This is a genomic window from Lentzea albidocapillata subsp. violacea, from assembly GCF_900100275.1.
GTDB classification, from domain to species: Bacteria; Actinomycetota; Actinomycetes; order Mycobacteriales; family Pseudonocardiaceae; genus Lentzea; species Lentzea violacea.
Map to the genome: position 1 here is coordinate 205920 of NZ_FNET01000001.1, position 14976 is coordinate 220895.

Below are 14976 nucleotides of genomic sequence, written 5' to 3' on the forward strand. Positions count from 1 at the left end.
TTGCTGTGAACGCTCACAAGTAGTTGAACTTTTTGCTTTCCCGGTCCGTATCCCGTTGTGCCGGCACAAACCATCCCCTAGTCGTGAGGTTCGAATATGTCGAGAGCGCATGCACGACCCCAGCGAGGCAAGCGGGTGCTCGTGGCCGGAGTCGCCGTCGCCGCGACGCTCACCGCGGTGACCGCGGCCGTCGCCTTCGCCGGTGGGGAGACCGCCACCGGCGCGATCGCGTGCCCGCAGCCGGTCGTCCCGGCGGTGCCGGCCGCGGCGCAGGCCGAGGTCCAGCGAGAGCTGGCCAACCTCGACAAGCAGATAGCGGAGGCGAACAACCGGCTGCGCACGTCGGCCGGTGAAGGCGGGCCGAACTTCGTGCAGAACGCGATTCTCGGCCCCTTGGCGAGCAAGCGGGTCGCGGCGCTGAACCGCATCGAGACCGCCATCGGCCGGGTCGCGGACAAGCCCGAGGGGCTGGAGAGGTTCGCGACCTGCGGGCTGGGCCAGGCGCCCGCCGTGTCGGCACCACCGACGACGACGCGACCGGCGTCTACGAGCGGGAACGCCGGCACCGGTTCGGGCACCGGCACCGGCACCGGCACCGACACCGGCACCGGTTCGGCGGCCGGGCAGGTGATCGAATGCCCGCTTCCGGTCGTGCAGAACGTCCCCGCGGCCGCGCGCGCCGAGGTAGACCGCGAACTCGCCAACCTCGGCAAGCAGCTGCTGGAGGCGAACGAGCGGTTGCGCACGTCGGCCGGTCAGGGTGGGCCGAACTTCGTGCAGAACGCGATCCTGGGCCCGCTGGCGAGCAAGCGCACCGCGGCGCTGGACCGGATCGCGATCTCCATCGGCCGCGTGGGGGCGCGGCCTCAAGGGCTGGAGCGCTTCGCCACCTGCTCGCTCAAGTAACTCTCCTCGGGGTTCGAGCGTGCGGGCCCGTCTCCTCGGGGCGAGCGTTCCCACGGGTCCTGCCGGGCGGGCGCGCCTCCGCCCGGCAGGACCTTGACGTGCCAGCGGGTTGTCGATAGATGTTAGCGTGAACATCGCGCGTTCAACGGAGAACCGATGACCAGAATTGTCGCTCTGCTCGCCGCTTCGGCGCTCACGCTCTCCACTGCGGTGCCTGCCACGGCCGCCGTCGAATCCGTCACGGTGAGACCGGATCCGACCTATCAGCAGGAGCCGTTCCAGGGCTGGGGCACGAGCCTGGTGTGGTTCGCCAACGCCACGGGTGGTTACCCGGACGAGATCCGCAACCAGCTGGCGGAGCTCCTGTTCGGCGAGGACGGTCTCAACCTCAACATCGCGCGGTACAACGTCGGCGGCGGCAACGCCCCGGACGTGCCGGAGTACCTGCGCGCGGGTGCCGCGGTGCCCGGCTGGTGGAAGGCGCCTGCCGGTACCACCCGCACGGACACCGACTGGTGGAAGCCGGGCGATCCGCGTTTCTTCGACGCCGGCGCGGATCCGCGTCAGCGGTGGTGGGTCGACCGGATCAAGCAGGACGTGACCCGGTGGGAGTCGTTCAGCAACTCGCCGCCGTGGTTCCAGACCGTCAGCGGGTACGTCTCCGGAGGCTTCGACCCGAACGCGGACCAGCTGCGGGAGGACCGGATCGGCGACTTCGCCGCCTACCTCGCCCAGGCCACCGCCGAACTGGAACGGGCCCACGGCATCAAGTTCGCCACGGTCGACCCGTTCAACGAGCCCAACACCCCCTACTGGCGCACGACGCTCGGCCCGGACGGCAACCCGACGGGCGGGCGGCAGGAAGGCGCCCACATCGGGCCCGCCCTGCAGGCGAAGGTGGTGCCCGCGATGGCGCAGGCGTTGCGCGCCAACAGGGTGAAGGCCACCGTGTCCGCACCGGACGAGACCAACCCCGGCCTCTTCGCCGAAGACTGGGCGGCCTATCCCGCCTCGGTGCGCGCGCAGGTCAGCCAGCTGAACGTGCACACGTACGGCACGGCACGCCGCACGTCTGCCCGTGACATCGCCAAGGGCTCGCACAAGCCGTTGTGGATGAGCGAGGTCGACGGGCACTGGGGTACCGGGCAGAGCTTCACCAGCATGGAGCCCGGCCTCGGCATCGCCGAGCGCGTGATCGACGACCTGCGCGAGCTGGAACCGCGCGCCTGGCTGCTGTGGCAGGCGATCGAGGACTACAACAACATGACGCCCGGTGCCGAGTCGCCGGACGGCATGAACTGGGGCGTCATCCAGATCCCGTTCGACTGCGACCGGCAGGACACGCTCGCGACGTGCCCGGCGCGCGTCAACACGAAGTTCCACGCGCTGCGCAACTTCACCCACTTCGTCAAGCCCGGCGACCGCCTCGTGAAGGTCAACACCACGACCGACGTGGCGGCGGTGCGCAACACCGAGCTGAAGTCCGTGGTGCACTTGAACAAGTCCGATCAGGCGCAGTCCGTGACGCTGGACCTGTCAGCGTTCGCGTCGGTGCGGAAGAACGCTTCGGTACGTCCGGTGGTGACGGACCAGCACGGCGCACTATTGAAGGGCGCCGCAGTGCGGGTGAAGGACCGCAAGGCGACGCTCTCCGTGCCGGCGAAGTCGGTCACCACGTTCGAGGTGACCGGTGTCAGCGGGGTGAACCGCGCGGCGGCGCTGGGCGGGGAGTACCGGCTCACCGGGGTGCAGAGCGGTAAGTCGCTTGCGCCCTCGGGCACCTCGCTCGTCCAGCGCACCACCGATCCGGCGGCGACGAACCAGGTGTGGCGCGTGGAACGCCGGTCCGGCGGCTACGACAACCGTGCCCAGTTCTCCATCGTCAACACCGCCACCGGCCAGAGGATCGCGGCGGGCGGCGGGAACGTCGTGCTGAGCACTTCCGACGGCCCGGCCGCGAGGTGGGTGCTGTCGTCGACCGGGGACGGCACGTGGACTTTCGTCAACCAGGAGAACGGAAGTTTGCTCGACGTGGTCGGCGAGTCGCGTGAGGACGGTGCCAGAATTGGTTTGTACCAGGCGACATCCGGTGCCAACCAGCGTTGGTCGATGACCGCCGTTCCGCGCAGGTAGTCCACTCCGAACGGTCGATTGAACCTGGCCCGTGACGCTCTAGGGTTGTTGAGGGTTCAATGACAATTGGGGTAGTGGTGGCGCGCAAGCACTGGCTCGTGGTTCTGGTCCTGCTCACCGGAGCCTGCACGGCAGGGCCGCCGTCGCCGACGCCTCCCGCCAGGACGCCCTGGAAACCGCCCTCCCTCGTCAACGAGGAGGCGCGGTACCAGGGTGTGCTGCACTTCGTGCGCGACGTGATCGACGGCCGGACCGTCGAGCTGGCGGACGGGACGAAGGCCCGCATCGCGCAGCTGGCGGAACCTCCGGCCTGCTGGGCCGAGGGCGCGGTGTCGTTCGCCAGGACGACGCTGCTGGCCAGCGCCGTCCGCATCAGTCCCGTCGTCTCCGGTGACGTGAACCTGGCACTGGAGGACGGCACCGACTACGCGTTGCTCGCGGTACGGCAAGGCGTGCTGCGGGCGGAAGGCGTCGACGGTGGTGCGCTGCTCACGGCGGAGTCCGAGGCGGCCGGGGCGAACAAGGGCCTGTGGGGACCGCCCTGTGACGGTCTCGACGCGCCCCTGCCTCCTGCCACCACGGATCTCCCGGCGCCCGGCACGACTGCCGTGCCGCGCCCGGCTCCCACCACCACGGTGCCTCCCCGCCCGGCACCCACGACGACGGTGCCGCCCGCACGGGCGTGCGCGGTCGCTTATCGCATCTCCGGCCAGTGGCCGGGTGGCTTCCAGGCGAATGTGAGCGTGCGCAACACCGGTTCCACGTCCGTCCACGGCTGGACGCTGCGGTGGAGTTTCGCGAACGGGCAGAACGTCACCGACATGTGGAATGCGAAAGCACGGCAGTCCGGCGCGACCGTGAACGCCGCGAACGCCGACTACAACCCGCAGATGCAGCCCGGCGATTCGGTGTCGATCGGGTTCAACGGTTCGGTCCGGGGCGGGAACTCCGTTCCCGGCTCGTTCACGCTCAACGGCCAGTCCTGTTCGGTCGAATGATCACGCGCTCTCCCGCACGACGAGAGCGGAGGGGTAGAACGTCGCCCCGGAGGTCTCACGGCGGTCGAGGACGGCCTGGGCCGCCGCGGCGGCGATGTCCTCCACCGGGTGCGTGCTCGTCGTGAGCGCCGGGCGGCTGAGCCCGGCGAACGCGATGTCGTCGAATCCGGCGACGGCCACGTCCCCCGGCACCCGCACGCCCAGCGCGTGAAGTCCGTCGAGGACGCCCAGCGCGGTGAGGTCGCTGAGCGCGAACACCGCGTCGGTGTCCGGCCACCGCGCCATGATCTCGGTGGCCGCCTCGGCGCCGCGGGCGGCGGTGAAGTCGCCGGTGACGACCCGGGGTTCGCCGCCGCTGTCGCGCAGTACCCGCCGGTAGGCGTCGACGGCGCGGTCGCAGCACAGCAGCCAGGACGGTCCGGTGACCATCGCGATCCGTTTCCTTCCGGTGCGCACGAGGTGCCGCACGACCCCGTCCGTGCCGGCGCGGTTGTCGACGTCGAACGACGGCACGTGCCGTGCCCCGACCCCGACCGCGGCGACCCGGCCGCGCAGGGTCCGCGGCACGCTCTCCAGCGCCGGTCGCGTCGGGTTCACCACCACCAGGCCACCGAGCCCGCGTCCGTCGGCGAGCCGGGCGAGCGATCCGGGATCACGCAGGGGCAGCCAGTGCAGGGAGACGCCGACCTCGCGCTCGGCGGCGACGTGCGCCGCCGACGTCAGGACGCGGCCGACGTAAGGATCGTCGAGCACGGCGGCGGTGTGGCCGATGACGGCGATGGCGAGACGTGTGCCGGTGCGGGTGACCAGCGCGCGGGCGGAGGCGTCCGGCACGTAGCCCAGTGCCGCCACGGCCGCGGTCACGCTGTTCCGTGCCCTCGGCGATGCCGGACCCTGGCCGGTGACCACGCGCGAGGCGGTGGCCCGGGACACGCCTGCGGCCCGTGCCACGTCGTCGAGTGTCGCGGTGCGTTCTCCCGTCATCTCAGCAGTATTGCGGTGGAAGCGCTTCCATGTATGGGGTAGGTACTTCATGTATCGAGAAAGGAGGGCCGGGATGTCGGTCACGGTGCCACGCAGTCAGGTCCGAGCCGCCGCCGCTGGGGTCGCGGTCACCTTCGGGCTGAACGGCGTGGCCGTGGCGACGTGGTTCGCCCGTGTGCCCGCCGCCCGTGACGCGCTGGGTCTCACACCGGCCGCGCTGGGGTTGCTGCTGCTGTCGATGTCCGTGGGCGCGTGCCTGGCGATGCTCACCGCGGGCGAGGTCACGCACCGGCTCAGGCCGAAACGGACGGTCAGCCTCTCGGCGGTGACGGTCGCGCTGGGACTTGCGGTGGCAGGTGTCGGCATCGGCGCCTACCCGTCGCCGGTGGTGACGGCGATCGGGATCTTCGTGCTCGGTTACGGCTCGGGGTTGTGCGACGTCGCGATGAACGTCGAGGCCGCGGAGGTGGAACGCGCTCTCGGCAAGACGGTGATGCCGCGCTTCCACGCCATGTGGAGCCTCGGCACGGTCGCCGCCGCGGGCCTGGCGTCGCTCGCGGCGTGGGCGGTCCTGCCCGTCACCGCACACCTCGCCGTCGTGGCCGTGGTGGTCGCCGGCGGCACGCTGCTGGCCGCGCGCAGGTACAGCCTGGCCGCCGAGGCGGAGCACGGCAGCGGCAGCGGGGTCATGGCGGCGTGGCGCGAGCCCCGCACGTTGCTGATCGGACTGCTGGTGCTGGTGCTGGCGTTCACCGAGGGCACCGCGAACGACTGGGTGGCGGTGGCGTTCATCGACGGCTACGAGGTCGACCCGGCCCTGGGCGCGCTGGTGTTCGGCGTGTTCGTCACGACGATGACGTTCGGCAGGATCTTCGGCACCATCGCGCTGGACCGCTGGGGCCGCGTCCCGGCGGTGGTCCTCTCGATGCTGCTGGCCGCTTCGGGCGTGACGCTGGCCGTGTTCGCCGGGTCGTTCGGTCTGGCGGTCGCGGGCGTGGCCGTCTGGGGCCTCGGGACGGCGCTCGGCTTCCCGGTGGGTATGAGCGCCGCCGCCGACGATCCGGACCGTGCCGCGGCTCGGGTCAGCGTTGTCGCCGTGATCGGCTACACGGCGTTCCTGGCGGGGCCGCCGCTCGTGGGGCTGCTCGGCAACCAGTCGGGGGTGTTGCGGGCCTTGCTGATCGTGCCGCTGTTGTTGCTGCCCGCGCTGGTGCTCACGCCTTCGCTGCGACAACCCAAGAGCTGAGGCTCTACGGAACACGAACGCCGCGATCAAACTTGATCGCGGCGTTCGCGCTGTTCGACGGTATTCGATTCGAAGAATAGTCGAACACCGTGCCGAATCATCGAATGAATTCACTTCGTTGACGCATGCCGGAAGCATTCGTAATACTCGGTTCACGATCGTGGACCTTGTTCAAGAATGTGAATCCTTTCCGAAGGGTATTCCGTCATGCGGCTTTTCGTTGGCGCGCTGGTTCTGGCCTGCGCATCCGCCGGGGTGGTGAGCCTTCCCGCGCACGCCCGTCACGACCCCGCGCGGCAGGTGCTGCCCGCGGGGGACGGCTGGGCGTCGGCCGGGCCGGGTACGACCGGGGGAGCGGCGGCCCCCGCCGCGAACGTGCACGAGGTGCGCACGCGGGCCGAGCTCGTCGCGGCACTTGCCTCGCCGGCTCCGCGGATCATCAAGGTCAGGGGTGTGATCGACGCGAACACCGGCGCCGACGGGAAACCGTTGCGGTGTGAGGACTACGCGACCGACGGCTACACGCTGGCCGGTTACCTCGCGGCCTACGACCCGGCGGTCTGGGGATGGGAGCGCGAACCCGAAGGGGTGCTCGAGGACGCTCGGGTGGCGTCGGCGAAGAAGCAGGAAGCGGTCATCGGGCTGACCGTCCTCGCGGACACCACGATCATCGGGGTCGGTCGCGGGGCCGGGATCACCGGCGGCAGCCTCAGGATCCACAACGCGCGCAATGTGATCGTGCGCAACCTGACCTTCCGCGACACCCGTGACTGCTTCCCCCAGTGGGATCCCACCGACAACAGCCCCGGCTCGCCGCCCGGCAACTGGAACTCGCGCTACGATTCGGTGTCGGTCCAGCGGTCCGAGCACGTGTGGGTCGACCACAGCACGTTCACCGACGAGCCGAACGTCGACAGCACCCAGCCGCTCCACTTCGGACGGCCGTACCAGGTGCACGACGGGCAGCTCGACATCACGAACGGCTCCGACCTCGTCACCGTGTCCCGCAACGTCTTCGCCGAGCACGCCAAGACCATGCTGATCGGCTCGTCGAACTCCTCGACGACCGATCCGGGCAAGCTGCGGGTCTCGGTGCACCACAACGTCTTCCGCAACGTGCTGGAACGCACGCCCCGCGTGCGGTTCGGCCAGGTGCACGTCTACAACAACCTGTACGAAGGCGCGCAGACCTACAGCTGGGGCGTCGGCGTCAAGTCCCAGATCCACGCGCAGAACAACTACATCAAGGGCATCGCGCCGGAGAAGATCGTCTACAACTGGGGCGGTACGGCGATCACCGACACCGGCAACCTGGTGGACGGCAGGCCGGTGAGCCTGGTGAACGCGCACAACGCGGCGTTCCCCGACAAGGCCCTCGGCACCGACGCCGGGTGGACGCCGACGCTGAACCGCGGTCTCGAGCCCGCGCACCGGATCAGGCACCTCCGGGCGGGCGCGCCACCGGCGGGACACCACCTCGTGGTGGGCAGGGATTTCCCCACCGTGCAGTCCGCGATCGACGCGGCACCGGCGGGAGGCGTGATCACGCTGCCGAAGGGCGTGTACCGGGAGGTCGTCAGGATCCCGGCGATCAAGAAGGACCTCACCCTGCGCGGCGCCACCGGCCGTGCCCAGGACGTGGTCATCGACTTCGACAACGCCAACGGTACGAAGAAACCCGACGGCACCACGCACGGAACCACGGGCAGCGCCACGGCGACCATCGCCGCGGACGGGTTCACCGCCCGTGACGTCACCTTCCGCAACTCGTTCGACCGGGCGAAGCATCCGGAGATCACGGCCACGCAGGCGGTCGCGGTCAAGGCCACCGGCGATCGAATGCTGTTCGACCGCGTGCGCTTCGAAGGCCACCAGGACACCCTGTACGCCGACACACCGGCCGTGAACACGCGGTCGCGGCAGTACTACCGGGACTGCGCGATCACCGGCGACGTCGACTTCCTCTTCGGCAGGGCGACGGCCGTCTTCGAACGGGCGACCATCACCGCGCTCAACCGCGGCCGCGACCCCAACGGGTACGTGACCGCCGCCAGCACCCGCAGGGACAACCCGCACGGCTTCCTGATCGTCAACTCGAAGATCCGCAGCGATGCCCCGGCCGGCACGTACTTCCTCGGCAGGCCCTGGCATCCCGGCGGTGACCCGGACGCGATCGCCCAGGTGGTCATCCGCGACACCGAGCTGCCCGCGGCGATCAAACGCCAGCCGTGGACCGACATGTCCGGGTTCCCGTGGCGTGCAGCCAGGTTCGCGGAGTACCGCAACACCGGGCCCGGCGCGGGCACCGGAACCGACCGTCCGCAGCTCACCGACGAGCAGGCGCGGCAGCACACGAAGGCCACCTACCTGAGCGGGTGGAACCCGGCGTGAGGACCCGCACGTGGGCGCCGTACGCCCTGATCGCCCCGACGCTTGTGCTGATGGCGGTGTTCCTGGTCTACCCGATCGCCAGCGTCGGGTGGTTCAGCCTCCGCCAGCACACCGTCACGCAGCCGTGGAAGAACGGCTTCATCGGGTTCGAGAACTTCCGGCGGATGCTGTTCGAGGACCAGCTGTTCTGGCAGAGCCTCGCGTTCAGCGCCAAGTGGGTGGTCGTCGAGGTCGGACTGCAACTGGTGCTGGGACTCGTCCTCGCGCTGATCGTCAACGAGACGTTCATCGGCCGGGGGTTCGCGCGGGCGCTGGTGTTCTCGCCGTGGGCGGTGTCCGGGGTGCTCACCACCGGCATCTGGATCCTGCTCTACAACCCGTCGACGGGGATCTTCCAGCAGCTCGCCCAGTGGGGCATCGGTGATCCCGGCACCTCGGTGCTCGGTGATCCGGCGACCGTGTTCCCCGCGACCGTCGTCACCGAGCTGTGGCGCGGGGTGCCGTTCTTCGCGATCCTGCTGCTCGCCGACCTGCAGACCATCCCGAACGACCTGTACGAGGCCGCCTCGGTCGACGGTGCCGGGCGGTGGCGCCAGTTCGTCAGCGTCACGCTGCCACACCTGCGCGACGCGATCGTGCTCTCCACGTTGCTGCGCGCGGTGTGGGAGTTCAACAACGTCGACCTCATCTACACGCTCACCGGTGGTGGACCGGCGAACCAGACCACCACGCTGCCGCTCTACGTGGCGCGCAAAGCCGTCGACTCGCACGACTTCGGGTACGGCTCGGCGCTGACGATGGCCGGCTTCGTGATCCTGCTGTTCTTCTCCATCCTCTACCTGAGGCTGTCCAAGTTCGGGAGCCGGACGTGACCCAGACCCTCATCCGCCCGGCGACGACGGTCGAGCCGCCACCGGCGCCGCCGCGACGCAGGAAGCACCGCGACCCGAGCCGGTACTTCCGGCTGCACCTCCCGCTGGTGCTCTACCTGCTGTTCACGCTGATCCCGTTCTACTGGATGCTCGTCTTCGCGTTCCGGCCGACGGGCCAGACCTCGCTCGTGCCGTGGCCGATCACGTTCGAGCACTTCGACACGGTGTGGAACGGCATCGGGTTCGGGTTGTTCTTCCAGAACAGCCTGATCATCGGGGTCGGCACGATGATCGTCGTCACCGTGTTCGCGCTCATGGGCGGCTACGCGCTGGCGCGCTTCAAGTTCCGCGGTCAGCGGGTGTTCCTGCTGGCGTTGCTGTGCACGCAGTTCATCCCGGGCGCGATGATGCTGATCCCGTTGTTCGTGATCTTCAAGTCCGCCGGGCTGCTGAACAGCCTCACCGGCCTGGTGATCGCGGACACCGCGTTCCAGCTGCCGCTCGCGCTGATCCTGATGAGCGGCTTCGTGCGCAACGTCCCGATCGAGCTCGAAGAGGCCGCGATGGTCGACGGGTGCTCGCGGCTGCGCGCGTTCTTCGCGGTGACGCTGCCGCGGCTCAAGCCCGCGCTCGTGGCGGTCGGGTCGTTCGCGTTCATCGGTGCCTGGAACAACTTCCTGTTCGCGCTGATGTTCGCGAGCAAGCAGGACAAGTTCACGCTGCCGGTCGGGCTGAGCTACGCGCTGGGGGAGTTCAACACCGACTTCGGGGCGCTCGCGGCGGGCGGAGTCATCGCCGCGGTGCCGGTCGTACTGGTTTTCGCCGTGGTGCAACGGTTCCTGGTGCAGGGGCTCAGCGCCGGCGCGGTCAAGGGATGAGGAAGAGGACATGAAGAGACTGCTGGTCGCGCTGGCGCTCGTGCTGAGCGCGTGTTCCGCGGGAGGACAGGACGGACCCACGACGGTCACGTTCTGGGACAACAACGGCGGCCCCGGCCGCACGCCCATCTACCAGGAGCTGATCAAGCGGTTCGAGGCGGCGAACCCCGACATCAAGATCGAGTACGTCGGCATTCCGAGCTCGTCGGTGCAGCAGAAGTACGACACGGCCATCGCTGGTGGGTCCACTCCGGACGTTGGTGGCGTCACGACGTCCTACCTCGCGCACCTCGTCGGCCAGGACGCGCTCGAACCGGCCGACGACCGGATCGAGAACGGCGCGCTCAAGGACAAGTTGTTGCCGGGGCTGCTCGAGACCGTGCGGCAGACCGCGCCCGACGGCAAGCTCTACGCCGTTCCCGCGTCCGGCAACATGGACATCATCTGGTACCGGTCCGACCGGTTCGAGGAGAACAAGATCCCGGAACCGTCCACCTGGGACGATCTGACCAAGGCCGCCACCCAGCTGACGAGGCCGGCGGACAACCAGTACGGCTTCACCATCCGCGGTGGTGCGGGGTCCGTCTTCCAGCTGCTGGCCGAGGCCTACTCCTACTCCGGCGTCGAGAAGTTCTACGACGGCGGCAGGAGCACGGTCGCCGACCCGCGCAACGCCGAGCTCGTGCGCAAGGTGGCCGAGCTCTACAAGAAGGCCACGCCCGAGGCCGACGTGAACAACAGCTACACGCAGATGGTCGCGCAGTTCACCGGCGGTACGGTGGCGATGATGCACCACAACCTCGGCTCGACCGCGGACGTGATGAAGGCGCTCGGCCCGGAACGTGTCGCCGCCATGCCGTTGCCCAAGGGGCCGTCCGGCAAGCGCACGGTGGTGCCGAACCCGACCGACGGTTTCGCGGTGTTCAAGGGCGGCAAGAACCGTGAGGCGTCCTGGAAGTTCGTAGAGTTCCTGACGTCGGCCGAGAGCAACGGCTACTGGAACGAGAAGGTCGGCCAGATCCCGGCGAACACGGACGTGCGCGGCGCCGAGTGGATCCAGAAGAACCCGGCCGTGAAGATGGCGCTCGGGGTCCTGGAGGACCCGGCCACCGTGCTCGTGCCCGCGCCGGTCTATCTGCCCGAGTACTCGTCGATCACCAAGACGGACACCGAACCGCTCTACCAGAAGGTGTTGCTGGGCCAGATGTCCGCGCAGGAGTTCCTCGACCAGCTCGCGGCCAAGCTCACCACCGCCCAGCAGGACTGGGAGCAGCGCAAGTGATCGAACGGGTGGTGGTGCGGACGTTCAGGACCACGGCAGCCACGTCCGTCGACCCGGAGGGGCACCGGCATCCGGCGCCCGAGCACGAGGTGGTCGAGGCGCTGCTGGAGATCACCGACACCGACGGCGCCACGGGGTACTGCCAGGTCCAGCCCGACCAGCTGCGGCCCGCCGTGCTGGACAAGCACGTGCGGCCGGTGCTGCTGGGTCAGGACCCGTGGGACCGGGAACGGCTGTGGCGGCTGCTCGGGCGAAGGCAACGGGGCGCGCACGGCGGGTTCACCGACCGCGCGCTCGGGTTCGTCGACCAGGCGCTGTGGGACCTCGTCGCGCGGAAGGCAGGGCTCCCGGCGTGGAAGCTCGCCGGGGGCGCGCGGGACCGGATTCCCGCCTACGGCAGCACGATGTGCGGTGACACGGACGGCCTCGCGACACCTGGCGACTACGCGGACTTCGCGAAGCACCTCGTGTCGGTGGGCTACCGGGCGATCAAGCTGCACACGTGGATGCCGCCGGTGCCCGGCGCGCCCAGCGTCTCCAGGGACGTCGAGGCGTGCCAGGCGGTGCGGGACGCGGTGGGGCCGGACATCGCATTGATGCTCGACGCGAGCCACTGGTACTCGCGGACCGAGGCGCTGCGGCTCGGCAGAGCGTTGCAGGAAATGGACTACTACTGGTTCGAGGAGCCGATGGAGGAGGCGTCGATCAGCTCCTACCGGTGGCTCGCCGAGCAGCTGGACATCCCGGTGATCGGCCCGGAGGTGGCGTGGGGCAAGCACCTGACCCGCGCCGAGTGGATCACCGCCGGGGCGTGCGACATCCTGCGAGCCGGTCCCGCCGGCAGTGGCGGCATCACGCCGGTGCTCAAGACGGTGCACCTCGCGGAGTCGTTCAACATGGACTGCGAGATCCACGGCAACGGGGCGGGCAGCCTGACCGTGCTCGGCGCGACCGATGCCGGCCGGTGGTACGAACGGGGTCTGCTGCACCCGCACGTCGACTTCGACCAGGTCCCGCCACACCGGAACTCCATCGCCGATCCGCTGGACGAGAACGGCGAGGTGGCGCTTCCGCTGATACCCGGAATCGGGGACGACTGGAATTTCGAACACATCGGAGTTCACACTCTTGAAGTGAGGTGAGAAATGCCCCGGCCAGGCGGCCGGGGCATTTCTTCTAGCGGTAGGTGATGTCCGAGGGCTTGAACAGGCAGTGCGTGCTGTCCGCCCCGGTGCCGATTTTCTTCGGTTCACCGCTCGTGACACCCTTGTACTTGTCGCAGATCGCGATCTTCTTGCTGCTGTCCCCGACGATGGTGATCCTCGAGAACCGCGCGGTGTCGCCGTAGTTGGTGTTGATGCCGACCAGCGTCTTGCCGGGGGAGAACGCGGTGACGTTCTCCAGCACGACGTGCCGCTTGTGCTGCGTCCTGCAGTTGCCGCAGGACCGGTAGAGCTTGCCGAAGTCGTCCACCTGGAAGTTGCGGATGACCATCGTGCCGGGCCCGTTGTGCTGGAACACCTTGTCCGACGCCTTGCGCGCGCCACCACCGCTGATGGTCATGGTCTGCGACGACGACGTGCCCTTGAACGTGGCCGCGTCCTCGCCGACGTCCTCCCACCAGACGTTGGTGAGCGTGCACGTGCCGAGGCAGTGGACGCCGTCCGCGGCCGGCGAGCCGAGCACGACGTTCTTCAGCGTCGCGCCGTTCGCCAGCTGGAAGATCGGGCCCTGGTCTTCGTTCTGACCGCCCGAACCGAGGTTGCCGGTGCCGTAGAACCGTTGCATGCCACCGTCGTAGCCGCTCGATCCGACCTTGATGGTCGTGCCGACCGGTTTCGATCCGGACGGGGTGGGGAAGGTGCTGCCCGCAGCCTGTGCCTGAGGTGCGAGAAACGCGGCCAAGGCCGCGGCCAACACCAATGGTGCCATTTTCTTCATGTGCGCTCCGCTTGCAGGGGGATGCGCGGCGGTAATTCGATGGTAGGGCGGAGATCTTTCCTGTCAACCTCTATTCGAACGTTCGAATCGAATATCGTCGAATTGGTTGACCGTGCTGCCGGGTACTGGTTGTGTTGGTTCTACCGCCGCTCACTCTCATTGGGAGCGAGTAAATGATTCCAAAGCGCACAGCATTGATTTCCGCCGTCGCGCTGGTCCTGGGTGCGATATCCGTTCCCCAGGCGGCCGCCGCTCCGTTCGGGCTGGTCGGCTGGGCCACTCAGGGTGGTGGCACGACGGGTGGTGGCAGTGCCTCTCCGGTCACCGTCACCACGGCGTCCGCGTTCGTCGCGGCCGCGAAGGCGTCGGGCGCGGCGGTGATCCGGGTCTCCGGCACGATCTCGCTGTCGAGCATGACGAAGGTCGCCTCGAACAAGACCATCGAGGGCGTCGGCTCGAGCGCGACGATCACCGGGCATGGCCTGAACATCGCCAAAGCCTCGAACGTGATCGTGCGCAACCTCAACTTCCGGAATTGGGGTGACGACGCGGTCAACGTTCAGTACTCCACCCGCGTGTGGATCGACCACAACACCTTCTCCAACGGCTACGACGGTGCGGTCGACGTCAAGCGGGCCTCGGACTACGTCACGGTGTCCTGGAACAAGTTCAGCAGTCACAACAAGGCGATGCTGCTGGGCCACAGCGACGGCAACGGCTCGGAGGATCGCGGCAAGCTCCGGGTGACCTACCACCACAACTGGTTCGCCGGCACTCAGCAGCGCCACCCGCGCGTGCGGTTCGGCAACCCGGTGCACGTCTACAACAACTATTACGGCGGTGTGACCGACTACGGCGTCGCGTCGACCGTCGAGGCCGGGGTCCTGGTCGAAGGCAACTACTTCGAGAACACCGAGGACCCGTTCCACCGCGGTGAGGGCAGCTCGCCCGGTGGCTCGCTGGTGGCGCGCAACAACCACTTCGTCAACTCCGGAACGGGCGACCAGGGCGGCTCGGTCAAGAGCCTTCCCTATTCGTACCCGCTGGACAGCGCGAGCAGCGTGAAGAGCGTGGTCACGGCCGGTGCCGGAGCCGGGCACGGCTGACGAGACCAGGGGGCGCCCGAAGTGGCGTGGGCGCCCCCACCCTCTTCTGGGACCGCTCCCACAATTCCACTCGAAGGGAGTAGTAAGAGGAGCCGGTAGACCAACGGGTGTTGTGCCGAATGCCGTAATGCCAAGGGCTTTTCGGCCCAGAATCGGTTACACCTCTAAACCTTTGATCCCTGTGGGCCACGTTACAGTGCCGTGAACTCTGGGAGCGCTCCCAGGTCGAGAGGGCGGCG

General features: G+C 68.7%; 12 protein-coding genes. 10 read left to right on the forward strand and 2 right to left on the reverse strand.

Translation table 11 applies throughout. From position 1 onward, the window contains the following. The first annotated feature begins 96 nt into the window (after positions 1 to 96). From BLR21_RS00785 to BLR21_RS00795, 3 genes are all read left to right on the forward strand, one after another. On the forward strand, positions 97 to 906 hold the full coding sequence (locus tag BLR21_RS00785; protein ID WP_090003693.1) for a hypothetical protein: 810 nt from the start codon (positions 97 to 99) through the stop codon (positions 904 to 906). A gap of 156 nt (positions 907 to 1062) precedes the next feature. Continuing rightward, positions 1063 to 3039 carry an RICIN domain-containing protein gene (locus tag BLR21_RS00790; protein WP_090003694.1) on the forward strand — a complete coding sequence of 659 codons (1977 nt, stop codon included), beginning with the start codon at positions 1063 to 1065 and terminating at the stop codon, positions 3037 to 3039. A 59-nt stretch (positions 3040 to 3098) separates the two neighbouring features. After that, on the forward strand, positions 3099 to 4037 hold the full coding sequence (locus tag BLR21_RS00795; RefSeq protein ID WP_090003695.1) for a cellulose-binding domain-containing protein: 939 nt from the start codon (positions 3099 to 3101) through the stop codon (positions 4035 to 4037). Here BLR21_RS00795 and BLR21_RS00800 read toward each other — a convergent pair whose 3' ends face one another. Further along, complete coding sequence (locus tag BLR21_RS00800) at positions 4038 to 5021, reverse strand: LacI family DNA-binding transcriptional regulator (RefSeq protein WP_090003696.1); 984 nt, start codon at positions 5019 to 5021, stop codon at positions 4038 to 4040. Between the two features lie 73 nt (positions 5022 to 5094). On the opposite strand from BLR21_RS00800, the gene BLR21_RS00805 reads away from it, so the two are divergent. The 6 genes from BLR21_RS00805 (at position 5095) to BLR21_RS00830 (ending at position 12832) form a co-directional block, all read left to right on the forward strand. Beyond that, positions 5095 to 6267, forward strand: coding sequence for an MFS transporter (locus BLR21_RS00805; RefSeq protein ID WP_090003697.1), 1173 nt, complete (start codon positions 5095 to 5097; stop codon positions 6265 to 6267). A gap of 207 nt (positions 6268 to 6474) precedes the next feature. Continuing rightward, positions 6475 to 8658: a pectinesterase family protein gene (locus tag BLR21_RS43085; RefSeq protein WP_218130698.1), complete on the forward strand. Its 2184-nt coding sequence runs from the start codon at positions 6475 to 6477 to the stop codon at positions 8656 to 8658. After that, positions 8655 to 9530, forward strand: coding sequence for a carbohydrate ABC transporter permease (locus BLR21_RS00815; RefSeq protein WP_218130699.1), 876 nt, complete (start codon positions 8655 to 8657; stop codon positions 9528 to 9530). The genes BLR21_RS43085 and BLR21_RS00815 overlap by 4 nt, the downstream gene beginning before the upstream one ends. Further along, the gene (locus BLR21_RS00820; protein ID WP_090003698.1) at positions 9527 to 10408 is read left to right on the forward strand and encodes a carbohydrate ABC transporter permease; all 882 of its coding nucleotides are present in this window, start codon (positions 9527 to 9529) and stop codon (positions 10406 to 10408) included. Before BLR21_RS00815 ends, BLR21_RS00820 begins: the two co-directional genes overlap by 4 nt. Before the next feature lie 10 nt (positions 10409 to 10418). Next, complete coding sequence (locus BLR21_RS00825; RefSeq protein WP_090003699.1) at positions 10419 to 11690, forward strand: ABC transporter substrate-binding protein; 1272 nt, start codon at positions 10419 to 10421, stop codon at positions 11688 to 11690. After that, positions 11687 to 12832 carry an enolase C-terminal domain-like protein gene (locus BLR21_RS00830; protein ID WP_090003700.1) on the forward strand — a complete coding sequence of 382 codons (1146 nt, stop codon included), beginning with the start codon at positions 11687 to 11689 and terminating at the stop codon, positions 12830 to 12832. The genes BLR21_RS00825 and BLR21_RS00830 overlap by 4 nt, the downstream gene beginning before the upstream one ends. Before the next feature lie 34 nt (positions 12833 to 12866). Here the strand turns inward: BLR21_RS00830 and BLR21_RS00835 are convergent, their stop codons facing one another. Continuing rightward, on the reverse strand, positions 12867 to 13631 hold the full coding sequence (locus BLR21_RS00835; RefSeq protein ID WP_256334357.1) for a pectate lyase: 765 nt from the start codon (positions 13629 to 13631) through the stop codon (positions 12867 to 12869). Between the two features lie 173 nt (positions 13632 to 13804). On the opposite strand from BLR21_RS00835, the gene BLR21_RS00840 reads away from it, so the two are divergent. Then, entirely contained in the window at positions 13805 to 14737 is a 933-nt protein-coding gene (locus BLR21_RS00840) for a pectate lyase family protein (RefSeq protein ID WP_090003702.1), read from the forward strand. The last annotated feature ends 239 nt before the right edge of the window (positions 14738 to 14976 follow it).

Coding starts and splice junctions, on each gene's coding strand:
- BLR21_RS00790 (WP_090003694.1), top strand. CDS start 1,063: ATGACCAGAATTGTCGCTCTGCTCGCCGCTTCGGCGCTCACGCTCTCC.
- BLR21_RS00805 (WP_090003697.1), top strand. CDS start 5,095: ATGTCGGTCACGGTGCCACGCAGTCAGGTCCGAGCCGCCGCCGCTGGG.
- BLR21_RS00825 (WP_090003699.1), top strand. CDS start 10,419: ATGAAGAGACTGCTGGTCGCGCTGGCGCTCGTGCTGAGCGCGTGTTCC.
- BLR21_RS00840 (WP_090003702.1), top strand. CDS start 13,805: ATGATTCCAAAGCGCACAGCATTGATTTCCGCCGTCGCGCTGGTCCTG.
- BLR21_RS00795 (WP_090003695.1), top strand. CDS start 3,099: ATGACAATTGGGGTAGTGGTGGCGCGCAAGCACTGGCTCGTGGTTCTG.
- BLR21_RS43085 (WP_218130698.1), top strand. CDS start 6,475: ATGCGGCTTTTCGTTGGCGCGCTGGTTCTGGCCTGCGCATCCGCCGGG.
- BLR21_RS00785 (WP_090003693.1), top strand. CDS start 97: ATGTCGAGAGCGCATGCACGACCCCAGCGAGGCAAGCGGGTGCTCGTG.
- BLR21_RS00835 (WP_256334357.1), bottom strand. CDS start 13,631: ATGAAGAAAATGGCACCATTGGTGTTGGCCGCGGCCTTGGCCGCGTTT.
- BLR21_RS00800 (WP_090003696.1), bottom strand. CDS start 5,021: ATGACGGGAGAACGCACCGCGACACTCGACGACGTGGCACGGGCCGCA.